The organism is Micromonospora coerulea, from assembly GCF_016598485.1.
In the GTDB taxonomy this organism is placed as follows: Bacteria; Actinomycetota; Actinomycetes; order Mycobacteriales; family Micromonosporaceae; genus Micromonospora; species Micromonospora coerulea.
The window spans coordinates 113331-135188 of sequence record NZ_JAEMUW010000003.1 but is presented as its reverse complement, the minus strand read 5'-3'; the positions used below and the strand labels follow the sequence as shown (position 1 = coordinate 135188).

General features: G+C 74.8%; 16 protein-coding genes. 13 read left to right on the top strand and 3 right to left on the bottom strand.

Translation table 11 applies throughout. The annotated features are described in order from the left end of the window. Nucleotides 1–45: 45 nt before the first annotated feature. The 12 genes from I8N68_RS05235 (at nucleotide 46) to I8N68_RS05180 (ending at nucleotide 18229) form a co-directional block, all read left to right on the top strand. A complete protein-coding gene (locus tag I8N68_RS05235) occupies nucleotides 46–1887 on the top strand; it encodes a GTPase domain-containing protein (RefSeq protein WP_200208517.1) in 1842 nt (613 codons plus the stop codon). Nucleotides 1888–1939: 52 nt separating this feature from the next. Then, the gene (locus tag I8N68_RS05230; protein ID WP_200208507.1) at nucleotides 1940–3619 is read left to right on the top strand and encodes a GTPase; all 1680 of its coding nucleotides are present in this window, start codon (nucleotides 1940–1942) and stop codon (nucleotides 3617–3619) included. A gap of 105 nt (nucleotides 3620–3724) precedes the next feature. After that, on the top strand, nucleotides 3725–4948 hold the full coding sequence (locus tag I8N68_RS05225; RefSeq protein ID WP_200208491.1) for a hypothetical protein: 1224 nt from the start codon (nucleotides 3725–3727) through the stop codon (nucleotides 4946–4948). A 285-nt stretch (nucleotides 4949–5233) separates the two neighbouring features. Continuing rightward, nucleotides 5234–5815, top strand: coding sequence for a hypothetical protein (locus tag I8N68_RS05220; RefSeq protein ID WP_200208484.1), 582 nt, complete (start codon nucleotides 5234–5236; stop codon nucleotides 5813–5815). A gap of 627 nt (nucleotides 5816–6442) precedes the next feature. Next, complete coding sequence (gene pdhA, locus I8N68_RS05215; protein WP_200208476.1) at nucleotides 6443–7621, top strand: pyruvate dehydrogenase (acetyl-transferring) E1 component subunit alpha; 1179 nt, start codon at nucleotides 6443–6445, stop codon at nucleotides 7619–7621. Next, complete coding sequence (locus I8N68_RS05210; protein ID WP_200208460.1) at nucleotides 7621–8610, top strand: alpha-ketoacid dehydrogenase subunit beta; 990 nt, start codon at nucleotides 7621–7623, stop codon at nucleotides 8608–8610. Before pdhA ends, I8N68_RS05210 begins: the two co-directional genes overlap by 1 nt. Nucleotides 8611–8615: 5 nt before the next feature. Beyond that, nucleotides 8616–10064 (top strand): dihydrolipoamide acetyltransferase family protein, encoded by a 1449-nt coding sequence (locus I8N68_RS05205; protein WP_200208945.1) that lies wholly within the window; start codon nucleotides 8616–8618, stop codon nucleotides 10062–10064. A gap of 223 nt (nucleotides 10065–10287) precedes the next feature. Continuing rightward, nucleotides 10288–10425, top strand: coding sequence for a hypothetical protein (locus I8N68_RS05200; protein WP_199737156.1), 138 nt, complete (start codon nucleotides 10288–10290; stop codon nucleotides 10423–10425). A 346-nt stretch (nucleotides 10426–10771) separates the two neighbouring features. Continuing rightward, nucleotides 10772–13918 carry an LppU/SCO3897 family protein gene (locus tag I8N68_RS05195; RefSeq protein ID WP_200208457.1) on the top strand — a complete coding sequence of 1049 codons (3147 nt, stop codon included), beginning with the start codon at nucleotides 10772–10774 and terminating at the stop codon, nucleotides 13916–13918. A gap of 283 nt (nucleotides 13919–14201) precedes the next feature. Continuing rightward, a complete protein-coding gene (locus I8N68_RS05190; RefSeq protein WP_200208455.1) occupies nucleotides 14202–15746 on the top strand; it encodes a recombinase family protein in 1545 nt (514 codons plus the stop codon). A gap of 260 nt (nucleotides 15747–16006) precedes the next feature. Continuing rightward, entirely contained in the window at nucleotides 16007–16150 is a 144-nt protein-coding gene (locus I8N68_RS05185) for a hypothetical protein (RefSeq protein ID WP_200208449.1), read from the top strand. 240 nt (nucleotides 16151–16390) lie between these two features. After that, complete coding sequence (locus tag I8N68_RS05180; RefSeq protein WP_200208446.1) at nucleotides 16391–18229, top strand: NHL domain-containing thioredoxin family protein; 1839 nt, start codon at nucleotides 16391–16393, stop codon at nucleotides 18227–18229. Between the two features lie 558 nt (nucleotides 18230–18787). On the opposite strand, the gene I8N68_RS05175 is transcribed toward I8N68_RS05180, so the two are convergent. From I8N68_RS05175 to I8N68_RS05165, 3 genes are read right to left on the bottom strand one after another with little or no spacing between them, the layout of a single operon-like run. After that, nucleotides 18788–19537, bottom strand: a complete 750-nt coding sequence (locus I8N68_RS05175) for a LamB/YcsF family protein (RefSeq protein ID WP_200208438.1) — start codon at nucleotides 19535–19537, stop codon at nucleotides 18788–18790. Further along, nucleotides 19521–20402, bottom strand: coding sequence for a 5-oxoprolinase subunit C family protein (locus tag I8N68_RS05170; RefSeq protein ID WP_200208431.1), 882 nt, complete (start codon nucleotides 20400–20402; stop codon nucleotides 19521–19523). Before I8N68_RS05170 ends, I8N68_RS05175 begins: the two co-directional genes overlap by 17 nt. Further along, complete coding sequence (locus tag I8N68_RS05165) at nucleotides 20399–21010, bottom strand: 5-oxoprolinase subunit B family protein (RefSeq protein ID WP_200208430.1); 612 nt, start codon at nucleotides 21008–21010, stop codon at nucleotides 20399–20401. The genes I8N68_RS05170 and I8N68_RS05165 overlap by 4 nt, the downstream gene beginning before the upstream one ends. Before the next feature lie 107 nt (nucleotides 21011–21117). Between I8N68_RS05165 and trhA the strand changes: the two genes are divergently transcribed. After that, entirely contained in the window at nucleotides 21118–21795 is a 678-nt protein-coding gene (gene trhA / locus I8N68_RS05160) for a PAQR family membrane homeostasis protein TrhA (RefSeq protein WP_200208428.1), read from the top strand. The last annotated feature ends 63 nt before the right edge of the window (nucleotides 21796–21858 follow it).

The following is a 21858-nucleotide window of genomic DNA, read 5'->3' as shown; positions in this document are numbered from 1 at the left end:
ACCGTCCGGTTGTCTTCCCTTGCATCGGTCGGGCACGCTTTAGCGGTGACGACGCATGGCGATCCCGCCACCCATTCCGGCGCGCCCGCCGTCGCAGCCCGCACCGGCCCGCCGGACGCCGGGGAGGCTCCGTCCGGCACCACCGGGGACGGCCTGCCCGCCGCGCTCGCCGGCCTGCGGGCCGCGATCGGTGCGGCCCGATTTCCGCTGACCCTGCCCTCGGCCGAGCCGGCCCGCCAGGCCGCCGCCGGCCTCGCCGACCAGCTTGACGACTACCTGCTGCCCCGGCTGGCCCGGCTCGACGCGCCGCTGCTGGTGGTGGTCGGCGGCTCCACCGGGGCCGGCAAGTCGACCCTGGTCAACAGCCTGGTCCAGGCCCGGGTCAGCGCCGCCGGGGTGCTCCGCCCCACCACCCGCTCCCCCGTACTGGTGTGCAACCCGGCCGACGCGGCCTGGTTCCGCCAGGGCGAGTTGCTGCCCGGCCTGACCCGCACCAACGAGCCGAGCGAGAACCCGGGCACCCTGCACCTGGTCACCGCCCCGGCACTCCCCGCCGGCCTGGCCTTCCTCGACGCCCCCGACATCGACTCGGTGGTCGACGCCAACCGGGCCCTCGCCGGCCAACTGCTGGCCGCCGCCGACCTCTGGCTCTTCGTCACCACCGCCGCCCGGTACGCCGACGCCGTCCCCTGGGAGCTGCTGCGCAGCGCCCGGGCCCGCGGCGCGGTGATCGCCATGGTGCTCGACCGGGTCCCCCCGGAGGCCGCCGACGAGATCGCCACCCACCTGTCCGAAATGCTCGCCGCCCAGGATCTCGGCGCCGCGCCGCTCTTCGTGCTGCCGGAGACCTGGGTCGACGGCCAGGGCCTGCTCCCCGACAAGGTCACCGCCCCGCTGAGTGCCTGGTTCTCCCGGCTCGCCGCGGACGCCGACGCGCGGTCCGCCGTGGTCCGGCAGACGCTGGACGGGGCGCTGGCCGCGCTGCACCCGGCGGTCGACGGGCTGGCCGACGCCGCCGACGAGCAGGTCGCCGCCGCCGACGCGCTGGACGAGCGGGTCCGGGCCGCGTACCGGGGGGCACAGCGGACCGTCGAGCAGGGGCTCTCCGACGGCCGGCTGCTCCGGGGCGAGGTGCTGGCCCGCTGGCAGGAGTTCGTCGGCACCGGCGAGTTCTTCCGCACCCTGGAGGCGCGGATCGGTCGGTTCCGGGACCGGTTGGTCGCGGCGATGACCGGGCGGCCGGCACCCGCCGCCGAGCTGCGCAACGCCATCGAGTCGCAGCTGGTGACCCTGCTGCGCGGGGTCGCCTCGGAGGCGGCGGAGAACGCGTACACCGGGTGGAAGGCGCATCCGGCGGGGGCGGCCCTGCTCGACCCGCCGCTCGCCCACGCCTCGGACGACCTGGCCGAACGCGCCGAGCGGCTGGTCCGCGACTGGCAGCGCGGGGTGCTGGACCTGGTCCGCGAGGAGGGTGGCGACCGCCGCTTCGTGGCCCGCACCGCGGCGTACGCGGTGAACGCCACCGGGCTGGCCGTGATGATCGCGGTCTTCGCCTCGACCGCCTTCATCCCGACCGGGCTGGAGGTGGCCACCGGCGCCGGCACCACGGTCGCCGCGCAGGCCGTACTCCAGGCGATCTTCGGGGACCAGGCGGTGCGCAACCTGGCCAACAAGGCCCGGGTGGACCTGCTCGACCGGGTCGGCGCGCTGCTCGATGAGGAGGCCGCCCGTTTCCTCGACCGGACGGCGGCGGCCCGCCCGGCCACCGAGACCGGCACCGCCCTGCGCGGCGTCGCCGCCGAGGTGGAGATGGCCCGGCACCGCAGCGGCCTGTCCCGCAGCGACGGCCCGGCGCTGCCCCCGACCGGGACGGGTGGGGTCGGGTGAGCGCGCGGAGTGAGCTCGCGAGCCCCGCCGTCGCGAGCAGAGGTTGGCGCAGATGACGAACATCGTCGGTCGGGTGCGGGAGGCCCTTCGCGGTGACCAGCGGGTCGATCCGGAGCTGCTGGTCGAGCGGCTGGAGGCCGTACGGCGCTTCCTGCGCGCGGTCGACGGCCAGGTGCCGGACGCCCGGCTGGTCGCCGCGCACACCGTCGTGGAGCGGGCCGGGACCCGGCTCGCCCTCTCCGGCGATCACACCGTGGTGGCGCTGGCCGGGGCCACCGGCAGCGGCAAGTCCAGCCTGTTCAACGCCCTCGCCCGGTTGGACCTGTCGCCGGTCGGGGTCCGTCGGCCCACCACCGGGGTGGCGCACGCCTGCGTCTGGGGGCCGCTGGGCGGCGCCAGCCGGCTGCTCGACTGGATCGGCGTGCTGCCCCGGCACCGGTTCGTCCGGGAGAGCGCGCTCGACGGCGATGACGAGACCAGCCTGCACGGCCTGGTCCTGCTCGACCTGCCCGACTTCGACTCGGTGCAGCGCAGCCACCGGCTGGAGGTGGACCGGCTGCTCGGCCTGGTCGACCTGGTGGTCTGGGTGGTCGACCCGCAGAAGTACGCGGACCGCGTGATCCACACCAGCTACCTGCGCGAGTTCCACCGGCACCGCGACGTCACGGTGGTCGTGCTCAACCAGGCCGACCGGCTGCCCCCGGCCGAGCTGCCCCGGGTCCTGGACGACCTGCGCCGGCTGCTCGACGCCGACGGGCTGGAGGGGGTGCCGCTGCTGTCCACCGTCGCCGTCGACCCGGCCGGGCTGGACGGGCTGCGCCGGGCGCTGGAGCGTACGGTCGCCGAGCGGCAGGCGGCGCTGCGGCGGCTGGCCGGCGACGTGGACGCCGTGGTGGCCGAGCTGGAACCGCTGGTCGAGGTCGAACCGGCGGGCACCGGGCCGGACGACGGGTCGGCGCGGGAGCTCACCCGGGCACTGGCCGGGGCGGCCGGGGTGCCATCGGTGGCCGAGGCGGTCGAGGGCGCGTACCGGCACCGGGCGGGCGGGACGACCGGCTGGCCGCTGGTCAAGGGGTGGCGCAAGCTGCGGCCGGACCCGCTGCGCCGGTTGCACCTGCCGGGCGGGGACGCCCACGCGCCGGCCGAGAGCCTGGTCGCGGCGACCTCCGTACCCGATCCGACCGCCGCGCAGCGCTCGGCGCTCAACCTGGCCATCCGCGCGGTGGGTGACCGCTCCGGCGCCGACCTGCCGGCGCCCTGGCCGACCGCGGTGACCGCCGCGGCCCGGTCCCGGCTCGGCGACCTGCCGGACGCGCTGGACCGCGCGGTGGCCGCGACCGACCTGGGGATGGACCGACGGCCTGCCTGGTGGCGGGTGGTCGGCGCCCTCCAGTGGCTGGTCACCATCGCCGCGCTGGGCGGGCTCGGCTGGCTCCTGCTCGGTTACGGCCTGCGGGCGCTCGGCCTGCCGGCGCTGGAGTACCCGCGGGTGGGTGAGGCTCCGCTGCCGACCGTGCTGCTGCTCGGCGGCCTGCTCGCCGGGCTGCTGGTCGCGGCGCTGACCAGGCCGGTGGTCCGGTGGGCCGCGCGGCGGGCCCGGCAGCGGGCGGAGAAGCGCCTCACCATCTCGGTGGGCACCGTCGGCGAGGAGTACGTGCTGGTACCGGTGCGGGCCGTGCTGGGCCGGTACGCGCAGGCCCGCGAGGCGCTCGGCGAGGCCGCCCGCCGCTGAAGGCCGACCGCCGCTGAACGGCGACCGCCGATCCGGCCCGCGGTCGCCGGAAGGCCGGGCGTGCTGGCAGGTGTCCCGGCCGGGCCGGCGGCGTAGGGTCGGTGCATGGCCACGCCACAGACCCCCTACGAGGCGGTGCTGCACGCCGCCCGCGACGTGACGAGGCTCGACTGCGCCCTCGACGCGGAGATGCTCGGCGCCGCGCTGCTGGGCAGCGTCTACGCCGTCGCGGAGACCGACCGGGAGATCGCCGTCCGGGAATTCGTGACCGGTTTCCTCGCCGCCACCGCGCGCCGCCGCAGCGCCGCCGCCACCACCATCCGCGCCGTCTTCGCCGCCCTGGTGCCGGACGCCGACGGCGCCGGCCGGATCCGTCCCGGCGCGCTGGCGCCGGCCTGGTCGGGCCAGCTCGGCCGGGTGCACGTCACCGGGGTCTGGTCCTACGGCGACGTGTACGGCGACCAGACCTCCTACCTCGCCACCTACGCCTACGACGAGGCCGAGGGCGGCCCGGAGCACGCCCTGGTGGCCCTGGTCGACCACAACATCGGCATCACCAAGGACGTCTTCGTCGGCGGCCCCGCCGAACGGATCCTCGAACACGTCCGGCAGATGTGCACCGAGGACGAGCTGACCTGGTTCCGCACCGAGGAGCCGGCCCGGATGCGCGGCGAGGTGGCCCGCCACCTGGCGGTCACCGACGACCTCGAGGAGCTGCCGGCGGCCGGTTCGCTCGCCACCGATCGCGCCCTGGTCGGCGCGCGGCTGGCCGTGCTGCCCGCCCCGGCCCGGGCGACCGATCCCGCCGCCGTCCCGCCGCTCACCGAGGCCGAGCGGACCCGGCTGATCCGGGGCTTCCTCGGCGCGCCGGAGGCCGCCCGGTTCGGCCTGGACGCGGTCGCCGACGCCGAGCTGGCGTCGCTGCACTTCTGCCTGGGCCTGCTGCTCGACCACGCGCAGAGCTTCCCGGACGCCGACCCGATGCGGTGGAGCCCGACGGTGGCCGAGCTGTTCCTGCTCGACTGGGTGCATCGGCGCGCCGTGCTCGACATGGACGACGCCGCCATGCTGCCCCGGGTGCTCCGCGGCTGGGCGGCGTACGCGGCCCGGCAGCGGGGACTGCCGGCGGCGGCGGCCCGCCGGACGGACGAGGCGATCGAGGAGATGGTGCCGGAGTTCGCCCGGCTCTACAGCACCGGCGAGCGGCGCAGCCCCGCCACCGCCGCCGTCGCCCAGCTGATGGCCGACGGCGTGGACCCGGACGACCCGGCCGCTTTGAACGCCTGGATCGAAGCCAACCGTCACCGCCTCACCGACGACCCGGCCTGACCCCGCCCTCCCCGCCCCGCGGTGACCCCGCCCGCCTAGGCCGACGTGGTCGGCACGGGTTGTGCCGGGCACTGCGGGGACGGGCTGGGCACGACGGCCGGCGCGGCGGGCGGCCCGAGCCGTGGCGACGGCACCGGGGCGGGCCGGGTGACCCCGGAACCACCGTCCAGCCGCGACCGGTCGCGGTCGGCCCGGGCAGCCCGGGCGTCGACCGGAGCGCCCAGGGCACGCATCGGGCCGCCCGCGGCCGGCGTCGGGCCGGCCGGACCGGTCGGCGAAGGCCAGGTGGTCGCAGTCGGGGTCGGCCCGGGCTCGTCCGGTGTGCCGGTGGCGGTCGGCGCCGGGGAATCGTCCGGCGACGTGGGCACGGCGGTGGGCGAGGGGTCGGGTGCCGGCACCGAGAAGGTGGCGGTCGGTGCTGCCGTGGGGCTCGGTGACGGCAGCGGCGACGGCGGATCGGAGGGCGTCGGCGAGGGGACCGGCGAGGAACGCGGTGGGTTCGTCGGCGTGGTCCGCGTCGGTCCCGGAGTGGGCCCGGGCGGGGGCGGCGCGGGGCGCGACCGGCGCGCCGAGCCGGAATCCCCGGCGGGACGCAGCGCCGGGGCGGCCGGCAGCAGGGGCGGGACCGGCCGCGGCAGCGCGCTGGTGGCCGTCGGACCGACCGACGGCGTACGGGGCGGCGTGGTCACCGCCGGCTGGCCGGTGGCGGGCGGCGGGATCACCACCGGGCCGACCGAGGGCGTCGGGATGAACGGTGTGCTGGTGTCGGGCAGCGCGGTGTTGCCGACGGTGGCCGAACCGGCGCTAATCGCGGTCAGGATCGGCATGGACGCGGTCCCCGCGAGCAGGGCGACGGTGAAGAGGTAGCCCCGGCTCGGGCCGCCCAGGCCGGGGGCGCGGTGCGCGCCGACCACCGGCCGGTAGCCGACGCCGGGGGCCACCCGGTGACGGCCGAGGAGCGGAGTTCCGGGACCCTCGGCTGGCTCAGACACCGGCACTCTCCTCGTCGTCGACATCGGCGGGACGGTCGGCGGCGCGGGTGTCGAAGCAAACAGACAAACACCGCTTAACGCTCACCGGACATCAGGCAGCTTCGCCCAGTGACGCTCAGTTCACCAGCCGCAACAGCGTGTCGACACACAATTTGTCCGTCCCGACCGGACAACCGAGCGACAAACATGTCAATACGTCGCGTAGCAGACGGAACGCCGCAGGTCCGGAGGGCCATACTGTGGGCCCGCTCACCTCCTCTGCAATCATTCAGGCACGACGGCAACGCAGCCGCCACCTCCGCGCACCCCGCGGCTGGTGCGGTACGGCGCCGGCGCTCCCGAACCGGGTTCGCCACATGAACCCGGATCAACGCCGCGCGGCAACCCTCACCGGGGCTAGGCGCGGCCGCCAGGGACCAGCTCGGCACCAGCCGGGCGGCGCACGAGTTGCGCGGCACGGGTCACCCCCCGGCGCCGACGCAGACACGACAGGGAGAGACGGATGGCAAAGGGCGACCCCGGGGTCACCACCCGCGGCCGGCGGGCCGCACCCCGTACCAAGCGAGCCGCCACGGCGGGCGAACCGGAACTCGTACAACTGCTGACGCCCGAGGGCGAGCGGATCGAGAGCGCGATCGGCCCGGACGGGACCGAGTACCGCGCCGACTTCACCGACGAGGAGTACCGCGGGCTGTACCGCGACCTCGTGCTGGTCCGCAAGCTCGACGCCGAGGCGACCGCGCTCCAGCGGCAGGGCGAGCTGGGCCTCTGGGCCAGCCTGCTCGGCCAGGAGGCGGCGCAGGTCGGCTCCGGCCGCGCGCTGCGCACCCAGGACATGGCCTTCCCGACGTACCGGGAGCACGGCGTACTCTACTGCCGGGGCATCGACCCGATCATGCCGCTCGGCCTGTTCCGCGGCGTCGACCAGGGCGGCTGGGACCCCAACGAGTTCAAGTTCAACATGTACACGATCGTCATCGGGGCGCAGACCCTGCACGCGACCGGGTACGCCATGGGTGTCCACATGGACGGCAAGACCGGCACCGAGGACGGCGAGGCGGTGATCGCCTACTTCGGCGACGGCGCCACCAGCCAGGGCGACGTCAACGAGGCGTTCGTCTGGGCCAGCGTCTTCAACGCCCCGCTGGTGTTCTTCTGCCAGAACAACCAGTACGCCATCTCGGAGCCGCTGGAGCGGCAGACCCGCGTCCCGCTGTACCAGCGGGCGGGCGGCTTCGGCTTCCCCGGCGTGCGGGTGGACGGCAACGACGTGCTCGCGTCGTACGCGGTGACCCGGCACGCGCTGGACAACGCGCGGCTCGGCCAGGGCCCCAGCCTGATCGAGGCGTACACCTACCGGATGGGGGCGCACACCACCTCCGACGACCCGACCCGGTACCGGATCGCCAGCGAGGTCGAGGCCTGGCAGGCCAAGGACCCGATCGCCCGGATGAAGGCGTTCCTGACCAAGCAGCAGATCGCCGACGAGTCGTTCTTCGCCTCGGTCGACGAGCAGGCCCGCACCGAGTCGGTGCACCTGCGCGAGCGGGTGCTCGCCATGCCGAACCCGGAGCCGGTGACGATGTTCGACCACGTCTACCCCAACGGGTCCCCCGAGCTCGACGAGCAGCGGGCGCAGTTCAGCAAGTACATGGAGTCGTTCGAGGGGAGCGCCCACTGATGGCCACGGAGACGCTCACCCTCGGCAAGGCTCTCAACACCGGTCTGCGCAGGGCCCTGGAGAACGACCCCAAGGTCGTCATCATGGGCGAGGACGTCGGCAAGCTCGGCGGCGTCTTCCGGATCACCGACGGGCTCCAGAAGGACTTCGGCGACCAGCGGGTGATCGACACCCCACTGGCCGAGTCCGGCATCATCGGCACCGCGGTCGGCCTGGCCATCCGCGGCTTCCGCCCGGTCTGCGAGATCCAGTTCGACGGCTTCGTCTACCCGGCGTACGACCAGATCGTGTCGCAGGTGGCGAAGATGCACTACCGCTCGCAGGGCAAGGTCCGGATCCCGATGGTCATCCGGATCCCCTACGGCGGCGGCATCGGCGCGGTCGAGCACCACTCGGAGTCGCCCGAGGCGTACTTCGCGCACACCGCCGGCCTGAAGGTCGTGACCTGCGCCAACCCGCAGGACGCGTACTCGATGATCCAGCAGGCCATCGCCTCGGACGACCCGATCGTCTTCCTGGAGCCCAAGCGGCGCTACTGGGAGAAGGGCCAGGTCGACCTGGACGCCCCGCTGGACGCGGCGTACCCGCTGCACTCGGCCCGGGTCGCCCGCGCCGGCACCGACGCCACCGTGCTGGCGTACGGCCCGATGGTGCGGACCTGCCTGGACGCGGCGACCGCCGCCGCCGAGGACGGCCGGGAGCTGGAGGTCATCGACCTGCGCACGCTCTCCCCGCTGGACCTGACCGCCGCGTACGAGTCGGTGAAGCGCACCGGCCGCTGCGTGGTCGTCCACGAGGCCCCGGGCAACCTGGGCCTGGGTTCGGAGATCGCCGCCCGGATCACCGAGGAGTGCTTCTACTCCCTGGAGTCCCCGGTGCTGCGCGTCACCGGCTTCGACACCCCCTACCCGGCCAGCCGGGTGGAGGAGGAGTACCTGCCCGACCTCGACCGGGTGCTCGACGCCGTCGACCGCACCTTCGGCTGGTGAGCGACATGTCACGGATCAAGGAGTTCAACCTCCCCGACCTGGGTGAGGGCCTGACCGAGGGCGAGATCCTCGCCTGGCTGGTCAAGGTGGGCGACGTCATCGAGCTGAACCAGCCGATCGTCGAGGTGGAGACGGCCAAGGCGGCCGTCGAGATCCCGGCGAAGTGGGCCGGCCAGGTGCGGGCGATCTTCCACCCGGAGGGCACCACCGTCGAGGTGGGTACGCCGATCATCTCGATCGACACCGACCCGAGCGCCGGCCCGATCGAGGAGTCGACGACCGACGCACTGCCCACCCCGTCCGCGGCCTCCCTGGCGGCGGTCGAGGTGGCCCCGGCCGAGGGCGCGGTCGAGCCGGGCCTCATCGGCGGTCCCGCCCCGGGCGGCCGTACCGCCGTCCTGGTCGGCTACGGCCCGCGCACCACCGCGGCGAAGCGCCGCCCGCGCAAGGGCGGCGTCCCGGCCCAGGCATCGGCCGCACCGGTCCAGGCCGCGCCGGCTCCGGCCGCGCCGGCCGCGCCGGTGTCGCCGGCCCCGGTCGGCAACGGCAACGGCCAGGCCGGTGGCCTCGTGCTGGCCAAGCCGCCGGTCCGCAAGCTGGCCAAGGACCTCGGCGTCGACCTGACCACGCTGACCGGCTCGGGCCCACTGGGCTCGATCACCCGGGAGGACGTACAGCAGGCGGCGAGCGCAACCCCGGCGGCCGAGCCGCTGACGGTCGCGGCGCCGGCCACGGCGGCCGCGAGCTTCGGCGCGGACCGCGAGCAGCGCATCCCGGTCAAGGGGGTACGCAAGCTCACCGCCGAGAACATGTCCCGCTCGGCGTTCACCGCCCCGCACGTCACGGAGTTCCTGACCGTCGACGTGACCCGGGCGATGAAGGCCCTGGACCGGCTGCGCGAGCGGCGGGAATGGCGCGACGTCCGGGTCTCGCCGCTGCTGCTGGTCGCCAAGGCGGTGCTGCTGGCGGTCAAGCGCCACCCGATGGTCAACTCGAGCTGGGCCGGCGACGAGATCGTGGTCAAGGACTACGTCAACCTGGGCATCGCGGCGGCCACCGAGCGCGGCCTGATCGTGCCGAACATCAAGGACGCCGGCCGGCTCTCCCTGCGCGAGCTGGCGGACGCGATGACCGACCTGGTGCAGACGGCCAAGGCGGGGAAGACCTCGCCGGCGAACATGTCCGGGGGCACGCTCACGATCACCAACGTCGGCGTCTTCGGCGTCGACACCGGTACGCCGATCCTGCCCCCGGGCGAGTCGGCGATCCTGGCCTTCGGCGCGGTCCGGGAGCTGCCGTGGGTGCACAAGGGCAAGGTCAAGCCGCGCCTGGTCACCACCCTCGGTCTCTCCTTCGACCACCGGATCATCGACGGTGAGCTGGGCTCGAAGTTCCTCCGCGACATCGGGGACTTCCTGGCCGACCCCGAGGCGGCCCTGCTCGCCTGGACCTGACGGTCCTCGACACCAGGCCACGGCCGGTGTGCCACGGGTTAACGCCCGGCACACCGGCCGTTGCCGTTGGGGGGAAGAAATCGTCGGCGCAGCCCCGCTGCAACCTACGATCCTTAGGTCCGTGGTTCAGCTCACCTAATAATCGATGGAAGTTGGCGGCGTGATGCGCTTCAATAGAGACATCAAGGGGCTGACAACCGAATAGCCAGGAGGAGAAACCCAGATGAGCATGATCGAGCGAATCCGCAGCCGCCGCGACGCCAACCGCCGTGCCCGCGCCATCGAGCACGCGCTGCGTTCGGCCAACTCGCCCGCGGTCCGCGAGGAGCTTCTCGCCATCGCCCAGCGTCACATGAGCTGACGCTCCACGACATTCCTCACCTCCTCCAGTTCGGAGACCCGCCCGGCACGCCGGGCGGGTCTTCGGCGTTTGAGGGTGATGAGACCGGGATTCCACCTCGGCGCACCGCCCGGTACGGTGGGGCTCGGTCGCCACCCATCCGCCCCGGAGCAGATCGCGCCGATAGAAGCCGATCGACACCGTCCGGCAACGGTGAGTGACGGCCGGTGCTCCCCGGGCGCCTCCGGGCGGCCACCGGATACGGTGCGGGGAGCCCGCACGGCCGGTACCAGCCGGCGACGCCGGCAACCATGCCGACGGTCCCGATCGGCATCGGCGGCCGACATGTGATGGAGGAGGCGCACCCATGACGTCCGAGGCCCCGCACCGCCCCGGCCAGGAGCCGGGCGAGGTGTCGCCGGGCGCCGGCGGACCGGCGCCGTACGGCGACCAGCCGGCGCAACAGGACAACGGGTACCCGAACGCCCCCGACCTCGGCTGGGCGCCGCCACCGCCGGCCGGCGGGCCGAGCCAGCCGGCCCCCGCCTGGGCCGGGCAGGACGACCAGTCCCCCGCCCCCGCGTGGGCGCAGTCGGGCGGCCAACTGGCGGCCCCCTCCTGGGGTACCGCGCAGGCGCCACAGCAGACCGAACCCGGCGGCGCCTGGGGCGGTTCGCCCCAGCCCGCGTGGGCCGCTCCGGAGCAGCCCGGCCCGGCCTGGGCCGCCGCCTCCGCGCCCGCCGGCAACCCGTCGCACCAGCAGGGCGAGCAGTCCCCGCCCGCGTGGGAGACGCCACCCGAGCAGAACGGTCCCGCCTGGACTCCCCCCGCCCGCGGCGAACAGCCGGCCTGGGCCCAGGGTGCCGAGCAGGGCGCCCGGGGCGCAGCCCAGGTGCCCGCCCCGGCGGGCCAGCCGCACGACGACCCGGCCCGCTCCGGCGGCTGGAACGGCGCGCCGGCCCACCAGCAGGACGGTTCCGCCAGCTCCGGCGGCTGGAACGCCGCTCCCGCCAGCCAGGACGACCGCTCCGACGGCTGGGCCGTCGGGGCCGCCGCGCAGCAGCAGGACGACCCGGCCCGCTCGGGCGGCTGGGGCGCCCCGGCTCAGGACGACCAGCCGGCCTGGGGCCAGCAGGGCGGCCAGCCCGCCGCCCCCGCCTGGGCCTCCGCCCCGCCCACCGCCCGCGCCGCCGCGCAGGTCCCCGCCCCGGCCGGGCAGCCGAACGAGCCGTGGTCCCCGCCGAACGACCCGAACCGCTCCGGCGGCTGGGCCGCGGGCAACCCGGACCAGCAGGACGATCCCGCCAACTCGGGCGGCTGGCACACCGGCACCCGGCCGGAGGAGGCGGAGCCGGCCCGCGGTTGGGCCACCCCGCAGCAGGACGACGCCGGCCGCGCCGGCAATTGGGAAGCCGCCTCCGCCGGGCCGCGCGACGACGACCCGGACCGCTCCGGAGGCTGGGCCGCCGGGCGGGCGGCCAGCCACACCGAGCAGCCGCAGCAGCCCTGGGGCGCGCCGGACGACCAGCGTCCGGCCGGCGGCTGGAGCGGCGCGGCCGGCGTGCCGCAGCAGCAGGACCGGCCCGCCGCCGGCGAGCCGGCGCAGTCCGGGGCCTGGGGCGCGGCCAGCGAGCCGGCGCAGCCCGGGGCCTGGGGCGCGGCCACTGCGGCGCCGAACGACCGGCCGGAGGCGGGTGGCTGGACGCCAGCCGAGCCCGCGGCCGCCCGGGCCACTGCCTCGGTGCCCTCTCCCGACGGTCCACCGGCGTGGGACGCCAACCAGGACGACGCACCGCAGTGGGCCCGGGGCGAACGCCCGGCCGTCCCGGACGCCGAGCCTTGGCCGGCCAGCGAGGTGTGGGGCCGGTCCGCCGAGGCGGAATCCGCCGCGCCGCAGTCCAACGGCTGGGAGCCGGGCCGGGCCGAGGAGTCGCCGGTCTACCAGCCGGCACCGGGCCCCGGCATCTCACCGGCCAACGCCGTACCGCTGCCGCCGCAGGAGCAGCGGGTGCCGGGGGCCAGCCTGGCCGCCGCGCCACCCGCCGACTACGTCCCGCCGGCGCAGTTCGCCCCGGCCGCCGAGGCGCACGCCGAGCCGGCCGGTCGGGACCCGCAGCCGTACGACTCGGAGCAGTCGGGTGCCGCTCCCGGCTGGGGCGCGGCCGAGGCACACCAGGAGCCGCAGTCGCCGGCCGGACCGGCCGTACCCGCACCGCGGGTCTCGCCGGAGGCGGGCGCCGTCTCCGCCAGCGCGTCGGTGCCGCTGGCCAGCCGGGTGACACCCCCGACCGACCAGGCCCTGCTGCCCGCCGGCTCGCCGGCCCCGCAGCCCCGGGTGTACGGCCGGCCGAGCCGCCCGGAGCCGGAGGAGGCCGCCGAGCAGAACGGCCCGAACGACCAGCCGGAGCAGGGCGGCCAGCGCTTCGACGACCAGGGCGCCCAGCCCCGGTTCGAGGAGCAGGGCTCGCGGCCCCGGTTCGACGAGCAGGGCCCGCAGGGGCGGTTCGACGACCACGGCCCGCAGGTGCGGTTCGACGACCACGGCCCGCAGGTGCGGTTTGACGAGCAGGGCCCGCAGGGGCGGTTCGACGACCACGGCCCGCAGGGGCGGTTCGACGAGCCCGGTCCGCAGTCCGGCTTCGACGAGCAGGGCCGCCCGGCCGGGCCGCAGGGCTTCGCCGAGGCGCCGGCCGCGCCGTCGTCGCCCGCCGGTCCGCCGCCGTTCCCGCCCGGCGTACCGTCCTTCGTGGATCCGGTCGCCAACAACCGCCCGGCCAACGGGGTGCACCCGCACAACGGTGAGCGTCCCGGCGACCAGTTCGGTGGGCCGGGCGGCGGCCACGGCGGTCCGGGCAACCAGTTCGGCGGCCCGGGCGAGCCGTACGCGGGCCCGGGACACCACGTTCCCTTCGGCGGCCAGCCCGGCCCGGGTGGGCACGGTGACCCGTTCGCGGGCCAGGGCGGACCGGGTGACCCGTTCGGCGGGCCGGCCGGTGGCCGCGCCTCCGTCGCGGTGCCCGGTCAGGGTCCGGGGACGATGCACGAGCAGGGCCAGGGCGGGTTCCCGCCGGCCTTCCCGCCGCCGCCCCAGCAGGCGCCGCCGGCCTGGCAGCAGAGCCTGGGCGGGAAGCCGGAGCAGGGTCGCTTCGACGCGTTCAAGCCGGACGCCGAGCCGAAGACCGAGGCGCCGACGCCGAAGGTGCGCAACGGTCGGGTGCTGGCCGTCGTGCTGATCGCGGCGGTGCTGATCCTGGCCGTTCCGCTCGGCCTGCTCACGCTGCTCGGCAAGGTCGGCGGGGATGACAAGCCGGCCGGCTTCGACCCGGCGGTGGGCTCCTGCGTGAAGCAGTCCGGCGGGGGCGCGGTCGCCGCCGACTGCGGCGAGCAGGGCGCCTTCACCGTCGTCTCGAGGGTCGACGCCCAGGACAAGTGCGCCGACCCGACCCAGCCGCACGTGGTGCTGCCGGGCGAGGGCGCCAATCGGGTGCTCTGCCTGAAGCCAGCCGCCAAGTAGTCAACTCCTCGACGGCGGGGCCACGGTGATCCGTGGCCCCGCCGTCGTCTTCGGGTGTGATCGAGCCCGCGTGGGGTGCCGGCCGGTCCGGGCGGTCCGGTCCGGCAGACTGAGGGCATGAGTGCACGAGTACGGGCCCCTGAGCTGCGCGGTCGGGGCTGGCTGAATACCGGCGGCCGGGACCTCAAGCTGGCCGACCTGCGCGGCAAGATCGTCCTGCTGGACTTCTGATTTCCTGGAAGAAGCTTGCAACTCGCCTCACCGAACGCTTAACGTCCTCGGCGTGTCGCACCATGAACACCTCGCCGACCTGTACCTACGTCTCAGCCTCGACCGCGAAGGCAAGACCGCGATCGAGCGCCAAGAGGCCGACTGTCGCGCCTGGGCCGCGCGCAACGGCCTAGAGGTCCGCACCGTCCACATCGACCGGGGCCGGTCCGGCTACAAGGCGGTAGACCGCGCCGGGTTTGACGCCGCCGTATCCGCCCTCACGACCGGCACCGTCGGGACGCTGGTCGTTTGGAAAGTAGACCGCCTCTCGCGGCGTGGCATGGGCCAGGTCGGCCAGGTCCTCGACGACGTCGAGAAGGTCGACGGCCGGATCGTCTTCGTACAGGACGGCCTAGACACGTCGCACGCGCAGGCGCGCCTAGTCCTCGCGTTGCTGTCGGAAGTCGCCCGCAGCGAGTCCGCGAACATCGGTCTTCGCGTCGCGTCGGCGAAGGCCCACCTACGCAACCTCGGCCGCTGGATCGGCGGACAGCCGCCCTACGGCCTCGCCGTCGCCGCGGACGGCCGGCTAGACCACGACCCGCACACCGCGCCGACTGCCCGGGAGATCGCCGAGCGTGCGCTGACCGGCGAGCCGCTAGTCAGGATCGCCCGCGACCTGAACGCCCGCGAGATCCCGTCCCCGCGCGGGGGTAACTGGGGCGTCGGGACGCTGTCATACCTCCTGAAGTCGCCCGCGTTCGCCGGGCTACTGCCCGAGACCGTCAAGCGCGACGGCAAGTACACGGCGAAGGTGATCCCGTGGCGCGACCCCGAGACCGGCGAGACCGTCGAGGTCGGCCGGGGAATCTTCACGCCGGCCGAGCAACTGCAGGCCGTCCGCATCCTCGAACAGCGCACCGCCGCCGACCTGACGGGCCGCAATCGCGGCGTGCGGGCCGAGGTGTCGCACCTCCTGACCGGCTACCTGCGGTGCGGAGGCTGCGGGGGCCGCATGTCCGTCGCTGGCCGGTCCTACGTCTGCCAGGCCCGCCGCCAGGGCCGCCCGTGCCCGGCACACACCACGGCCTTTGTCGACGCCGTAGATCGCGCCGTGGTCGCCGCGTTCATCGGCCGACTTGCCGCGACTGAGCCCGGCGACCCGCTGCTAGACGCCGTGGCCGAGCGGTGGGTAGCTCGCCACGACCCGGACGTGATCCGCGAGCGAGCGACCATCACGGCCGCGCTGGACGACGCTAACGCAGCCCTGGTCGACCTCGAAGACGCCCGCTATCTGCGCGGTGAGTTCGTCGGCCCCGAGGCGGTCCAGCGCTGGACGCGTTTACACGAACGGCTGACCACCCGCGTTGCCGGACTGCGCCGCAACCTCGCCGAGTTCCCCCTGCCCGAGGCCGATATCAGCCCGCTACTCGACCCGGTCCTAGCCCGCGAAGCATGGGACGTCGCCACGGTCCCCGACCGGCGCGACCTCCTCGGCCTGGCCCTGAACGCCGTAACGGTCCTACCCGCAAACGGCCGCCGGGGCGTGCGATTCGACCCCGCCGCGCGCCTCCGCTTCACCTGGGCCGACGAGCCCGCGCCCGCGCCGGTCGACTGACCCCACAGCCCGCCCACCCCCTGGCTCGCCGCGCGCGCGTTCATTTATGAACGCCGGCCCGGATTCCCGGGGTGGGACACGTCGCCGCAGACCTTCGTGCGGCCCGCGTTGGTCCGCGCGTTGCTGCGGCAACGGATGCGCGACGCCGTCGAACAGGAGCCGACGCCGCCCAGCGAGCGCGAGCGGTTCGGATTCTGACCTCTGGGACGCCCGCTGCGCGGGTACGCTGGCGGCCCCTCGGGCCCACAAAGGAGCACGCCGTGACCGAGCCGCCCCGATGGCCCGCCGACCTCATCAACGCCCTCTGCGCGTGGATCGCCGACGAGCTGGGCGAGGCCCGGCCCGCGCCGCGCCCGGCCTGCCGACCCGTCCCGACCAGCCGCCGCCAACGCCCCGGCGCCTGACCTGCCGGCCCTCGAGCCGCGGCGAGCTCCACGAGCGTCGCCCCGCGTAGCCTCGTCCACGTCCACGACGGGCGCGGTTACTTCGACTGGCGATCGTTCTCGTCGCGTAAGGCCAACCGCCGACCGTATTGCCACTTCTCCCGGCCGTTCGCCCCGGCCCCCGGCACTAGCTGGGGCCGAGGCTCTTGCACATTCTGGGGCCTCTCACGGCGTTTTCCGTGGCGTGGCAGGCTTGACCGCATGACCTCTGCACCACGGGTACGGGCTCCCGAGCTTCGCGGGCGCGCTTGGCTGAACACAGGCGGACGAAACCTGACATTGCGGGACCTACGAGGTCGTTGCGTCATCCTAGATTTCTGGACCTTCTGCTGCATCAACTGCCTGCACGTGCTCGACGAGCTGCGCCCGCTCGAGGAGAAGTACGGCGACGTGCTGGTCGTGATCGGCGTGCACTCGCCGAAGTTCGAGCACGAGAAGGACGCGGACGCGCTGGCCGCGGCCGTCGAGCGGTACGGCGTGCACCACCCGGTGCTGGACGACCCCGAGCTGGACATGTGGCAGCAGTACGCGGCGAAAGCCTGGCCGACCCTGTCGGTGGTCGACCCCGAGGGTTACGTGGTGGCCACGATGGCCGGCGAGGGGCACGCGGAGGGCTTGGCCCGGCTGATCGAGGCGCTGATCGCCGACCACGAGGCGAAGGGCACCCTGCACCGTGGCGACGGCCCGTACGTCCCGCCGGCCGAGCCGGACACCACGCTGCGCTTCCCCGGCAAGGCCGTGGCGCTCGACGGCGGCAACCTGCTGGTCTCGGACTCGGCCCGGCACTCGCTGGTGGAACTGGCGCCGGACGGTGAGAAGCTGGTCCGCCGGATCGGCACCGGCGCCCGGGGCCACGCGGACGGCCCGGCCGAGACCGCGACCTTCTCGGAGCCGCAGGGGCTCTGCCTGCTTCCGGAGCACGTCGCCGAGGTGGCCGGGTACGACGTGGTCGTCGCGGACACGGTCAACCACCTGCTGCGCGGGCTGCGGCTGGACACCGGCGAGGTGGTCACGGTGGCCGGCACCGGCCGGCAGTGGCGGTCGACGGTCGACGACCACGCCCATGACGCCCGCTCCGTCGACCTCTCCTCCCCGTGGGACGTGGCCTGGTACGACGACAAGGTCGTCATCGCCATGGCCGGCATCCACCAGCTCTGGTGGTTCGACCCGATCCGCCGGACCGCCGGCATGTACGCGGGCACCACGGTCGAGGCGCTGCGGGACGGCCCACTGCCGGACGTGTGGATGGCCCAGCCCTCCGGCCTCTCCGTCTCGACCGACGGCGCCCGGCTCTGGATCGCGGACAGCGAGACCAGCGCCGTGCGGTACGTCGAGAACGGCGTCATGGGCACCTCGGTGGGGCAGGGGCTCTTCGACTTCGGTCACGTCGACGGCCCGGCCGACCAGGCGCTGCTCCAGCATCCGCTGGGAGTGTGCGCGCTGCCGGACGGCTCGGTGCTCATCGCCGACACGTACAACGGCGCGGTCCGCCGCTACGACCCGGAGACCAACCAGGTCGCCACGGTCGCGGACGGGCTGGCCGAGCCGAGCGACCTGGTGGTCACGGCCGAGGGTGCGGTGCTGGTGGTGGAGTCCGCCGCGCACCGGCTGACCCGGTTGGCCCCGGGCGCGCTCTCCGCAGCCGGCGCCAGCACCGTGGACGGGCCCCGGCACCGGGCCGAGCGAAAGCCGACCGACGTGGCGGCGGGCGAGGTGACGCTCGACGTGATCTTCACGCCCGCGCCGGGCCAGAAACTGGATGAGACGTACGGGCCGTCGACCCGGCTGGTGGTCTCGGCGACCCCGCCCGAGCTGCTGATCGAGGGCGCGGGGACGACGACGGACCTGTCCCGCCGACTGGTGCTCAACGGCGAGGTGGCTGGCGGGGTCCTCCAGGTGACCGCCCAGGCGGCCACCTGCGACGCCGACGTCGAGCACGCCGCCTGCCACCTGACCCGACAGGACTGGGGCGTCCCGGTCCGGGTCGTGGCCAACGCGGCCACCCGCCTCCCGCTGGTGCTGCGCGGCTTGGACGCCTGAGCACCGGACCGCCCGGCGAGGCCGGCTCGCCAGCCACCAGCCCCGAGCCTCAGACCACCGGCCTCGGACCCTCGGACCGTCGGACCCTCGGTCCTCGGTCCTCGGTCCTCGGTCCTCGCGCCTCAGGCCTCAAACCTCGGGCCTCGGGCCTCGGGCCTCGGGCCTCGGGCCTCGGGCCTCGGGCCTAGGGCCTAGGTCCTAGGTCCTAGGTCCTAGGTCCTAGGTCCTAGGTCCTAGGTCCTAGGTCCTAGGTCCTAGGTCCTAGGTCCTATGGAGCTGATGTCGCAGACGAATCAGGCCCGTGCCGGGCGGTCACAGCGGTGATTCGTTTGCGACATCAGCTCCACAGCGTCCCGCCGACACCCTCGGGTGCGGCGGCACGAGCGGACGGCCGGCCGAGCCGCGGGCCGACTCCAGTGGCCAGGCGAGCGGCGGGTCCGACGTCGGCGGCAGGTCGCGGGGCGGCCCGACATCCACGCCACGTCGCGGGAGGCCCCACATCTACGCCACGGCCCGGGAGGCCCGACATCCGCGCCGGGTAGCGGGACGTCCCGACGGTCAGGCGAACGGGGTGAGGGTGACGCCGGCGTCGATCAGCGCGGCCCGGACCATCTCGGCGGCGGCCACCGCCCCGGGAGTGTCGCCGTGTAGGCAGATCGACTCGACGTGGCAGGGCACCGCGCGGCCGTCGACCGCGACGACGACGCCCTCGGTGGCCATCTTGACGGCCCGTTCGGCCACCTGCTCCCGGTCGGTGACCAGCGCGTTCGGGGCGGTCCGCGGCACCAGGGAGCCGTTGGGCAGGTAGTTCCGGTCGGCGAAGCCCTCGGCGACCACTCGCAGCCCGGCCCCCATGGCGAGCTGGGCGAGGACCGAGCCGGGCGGGCAAAGAACGGGCAGCTCGTGGTCGTACCCGCTGACCGCCGCAACCAGCGCGGCGGCCTGGGCCTCGTCGGAGGCCGCGGCGTGGTAGAGCGCGCCGTGCGGCTTGAGGTAGCGGACCCGGGTGTGGAACAGCCGGCAGAACGCGTCGAGGGCGCCGAGCTGGTAGGTGACCTCGTCGCGGAGTTCGGCGAAGTCGTACGCGATGTGCCGGCGGCCGAAGCCGGCGAGGTCCCGGTAGCCCACCTGGGCACCGACGGCGACCCCGCGCTCGGCGGCGGCGGCGCAGACCCGGCGCATCGTGGACGCGTCACCGCCGTGGAAGCCGCAGGCGACGTTGGCGGAGGTGACCAGGCCCAGCAGGGCGTGATCGTCGCCGAGCCGCCAGATGCCGAATCCTTCGCCGAGGTCAGCGTTGAGGTCCATGGAACCTCACCGTAGTCCCTGGCCGGGCCTGAGCGAGCGGGGTCACGTCCGCCACCACGCCCACGACGGGATATCCACCGGTGGTGGGATGGTCGGCGAGGAAGATCAACGGCTGTCCGTCCGCCGGCACCTGCACCGCGCCGAGGACGAGCCCCTCGCTGGGCAGTTCCGCGGTCACCGCGCGGGCCAGGGCCGCGCCGGTCAGTCGCGCGCCGACCCGGTTGCCGACCGGGCTGACCGTGTACGCGGTGCCGAGCAGCAGCTCCAGCGCGGCCGGGGTGAACCAGTCGTGCCGAGGGCCGAGCCGCAGGGTCAACCGCAGTTCGTCCGGCACGGGCGGGACGACGGTGAGGTCCACCGGGGCGGGGTGCCCGACGGGCCGGCCGAGGGGCAGCCGATCGCCGTCGCGGACCGGGGGCGGGCCGAGGCCGGAGAGCGTGTCGGTGGCCCGGCTGCCGAGCACCGGCGGCACGTCGATCCCACCGCTGACGGCCAGCCAGTTCCGCAGGCCGGCCCGGGCGCGCCCGATCCGCAGCACCGCCCCGGCGGCCAGGCTCAGCGGCCGGCCCACGTCCATCGCCCGGCCGCCGGCCGAGCGCCCCGCCGAGCCCACCGGGTGGTCGATGCGGACCTCGACGTCGGCCCCGGTGACCGCGACGCAGGCGGCCCGGGTGACGCGCAGCGCGCAGCCGGTCAGGGTGATCTCCAGGCCGGCGGCGGCCTCCGGATTGCCGACGAGCCGGTTGGCCAGCCGTAGGGCCGCCGGGTCGAGCGCGCCGGAATGGGGCACGCCGAGGTGGGCGAAGCCGGGTCGACCCTGGTCCTGGACGGTGGTGAGCGCGCCGGCCCGGAGCACCTCGATCACGCGGCCACCAGCCGTACCCGGGTGCCGGGGGTGAGCCGGGCCGGTGGGTCCGCGTGCACGTCGAAAAGGGTGAGCGCGGTCCGGCCGACCAGCAGCCAGCCGCCGGGCGAGGCGGTCGGGTAGATCCCGGCGTACGGCCCGGCGAGCGCCACCGACCCGGCCGGCACCCGAGGCCGGGGCGTGGCCAGCCGGGGCACCGCCAGCTCGGCGGGAAGCCCGGTCAGGTACGCGAATCCGGGTGCGAAGCCGCAGAAGGCCACCCGGAACTCCGTGTGCCGCAGGCGCTCGACCACCGCCGGCACGTCGACGCCCCAGCGCCCGGCGACCGCGGGAAGGTCCGGACCGTCGTACACCGTGGGGACCTCGACCTCCCCGGCGGCGGCCGCGGTGGTGGTCGGGCCCGGGGTCCAGCGGGCGATGCGGGCCGCCACGGCCACCGGGTCGGGTACGCCGTCCACCAGCACCGTGCGCGCGGCCGGGACGACCTCGACGGCGGTCAGCTCGCCGGCCTCCCGGCGCCGCCACAACTCGGCCCGCCAGGCCTGGACCTCATCGAGGTCGGCGCAGTCAAGCAGCAGGGCGTGCGCGCCGACGGGTCGGATCCGCATCCCGCCATACTCGCGGATCGTGCCGGCGACCAGGGTCCACCGGCCGGTCAGGCCGCGTGACGGTACGCACTACTTGCAAGTAACCTACGGTGCCGTAACCTATTGGCGTGACCACCTCCGCACCGCTTCGGCTCAAGCCGGTCGACATCGGTAAACCCCGGATGCGCGGCTGGCTGCACACCTACGCGTTCTTCGTCGCGCTCATCTGCGGCGTCGTCCTCTGCACGATCGCGGCCACCCGGCCCGGCTGGGCGCCCCTGGTCAGCTGCCTCATCTACAGCCTGACCGTCTGCGGCCTCTTCGGCACCAGCGCTCTGTACCACCGGCGGGTCTGGTCCGAGCGCGGCTACCAGATCATGCGCCGGCTGGACCATTCGATGATCTTCGTGTTCATCGCCGGCACGTACACGCCGTTCTGCGCGCTGCTGCTGGACACCCGGCACGCCACGATCATGCTCGGCCTGGTGTGGGGCGGGGCGCTGGCCGGGGTGGCGCTGAAACTGATCTGGCCGCACGCGCCGCGCTGGGTCTCCGCCCCGCTCTACCTGGCCCTGGGCTGGGTCGCGGTGACGATGTTGCCGGAGATCCTGCACTCCGGCGGCGTGACGGCCCTGGTGCTGCTGATGGTCGGCGGTGCGATCTACAGCGTCGGCGCGGTCTTCTACGCGCTGCGCCGGCCCAACCCGTGGCCCACGGTCTTCGGCCACCACGAGTTCTTCCACGCCTGCACCCTGGTGGCGGCGATCTGCCACCACATCGCTATCTACTTCGCGCTCTTCGCCTGACGCTGAGCCGGACCTGGGTCGGGGGCCCCGCGCGGTTACGGAGCCCCCGAGGTCGGTGCGGGC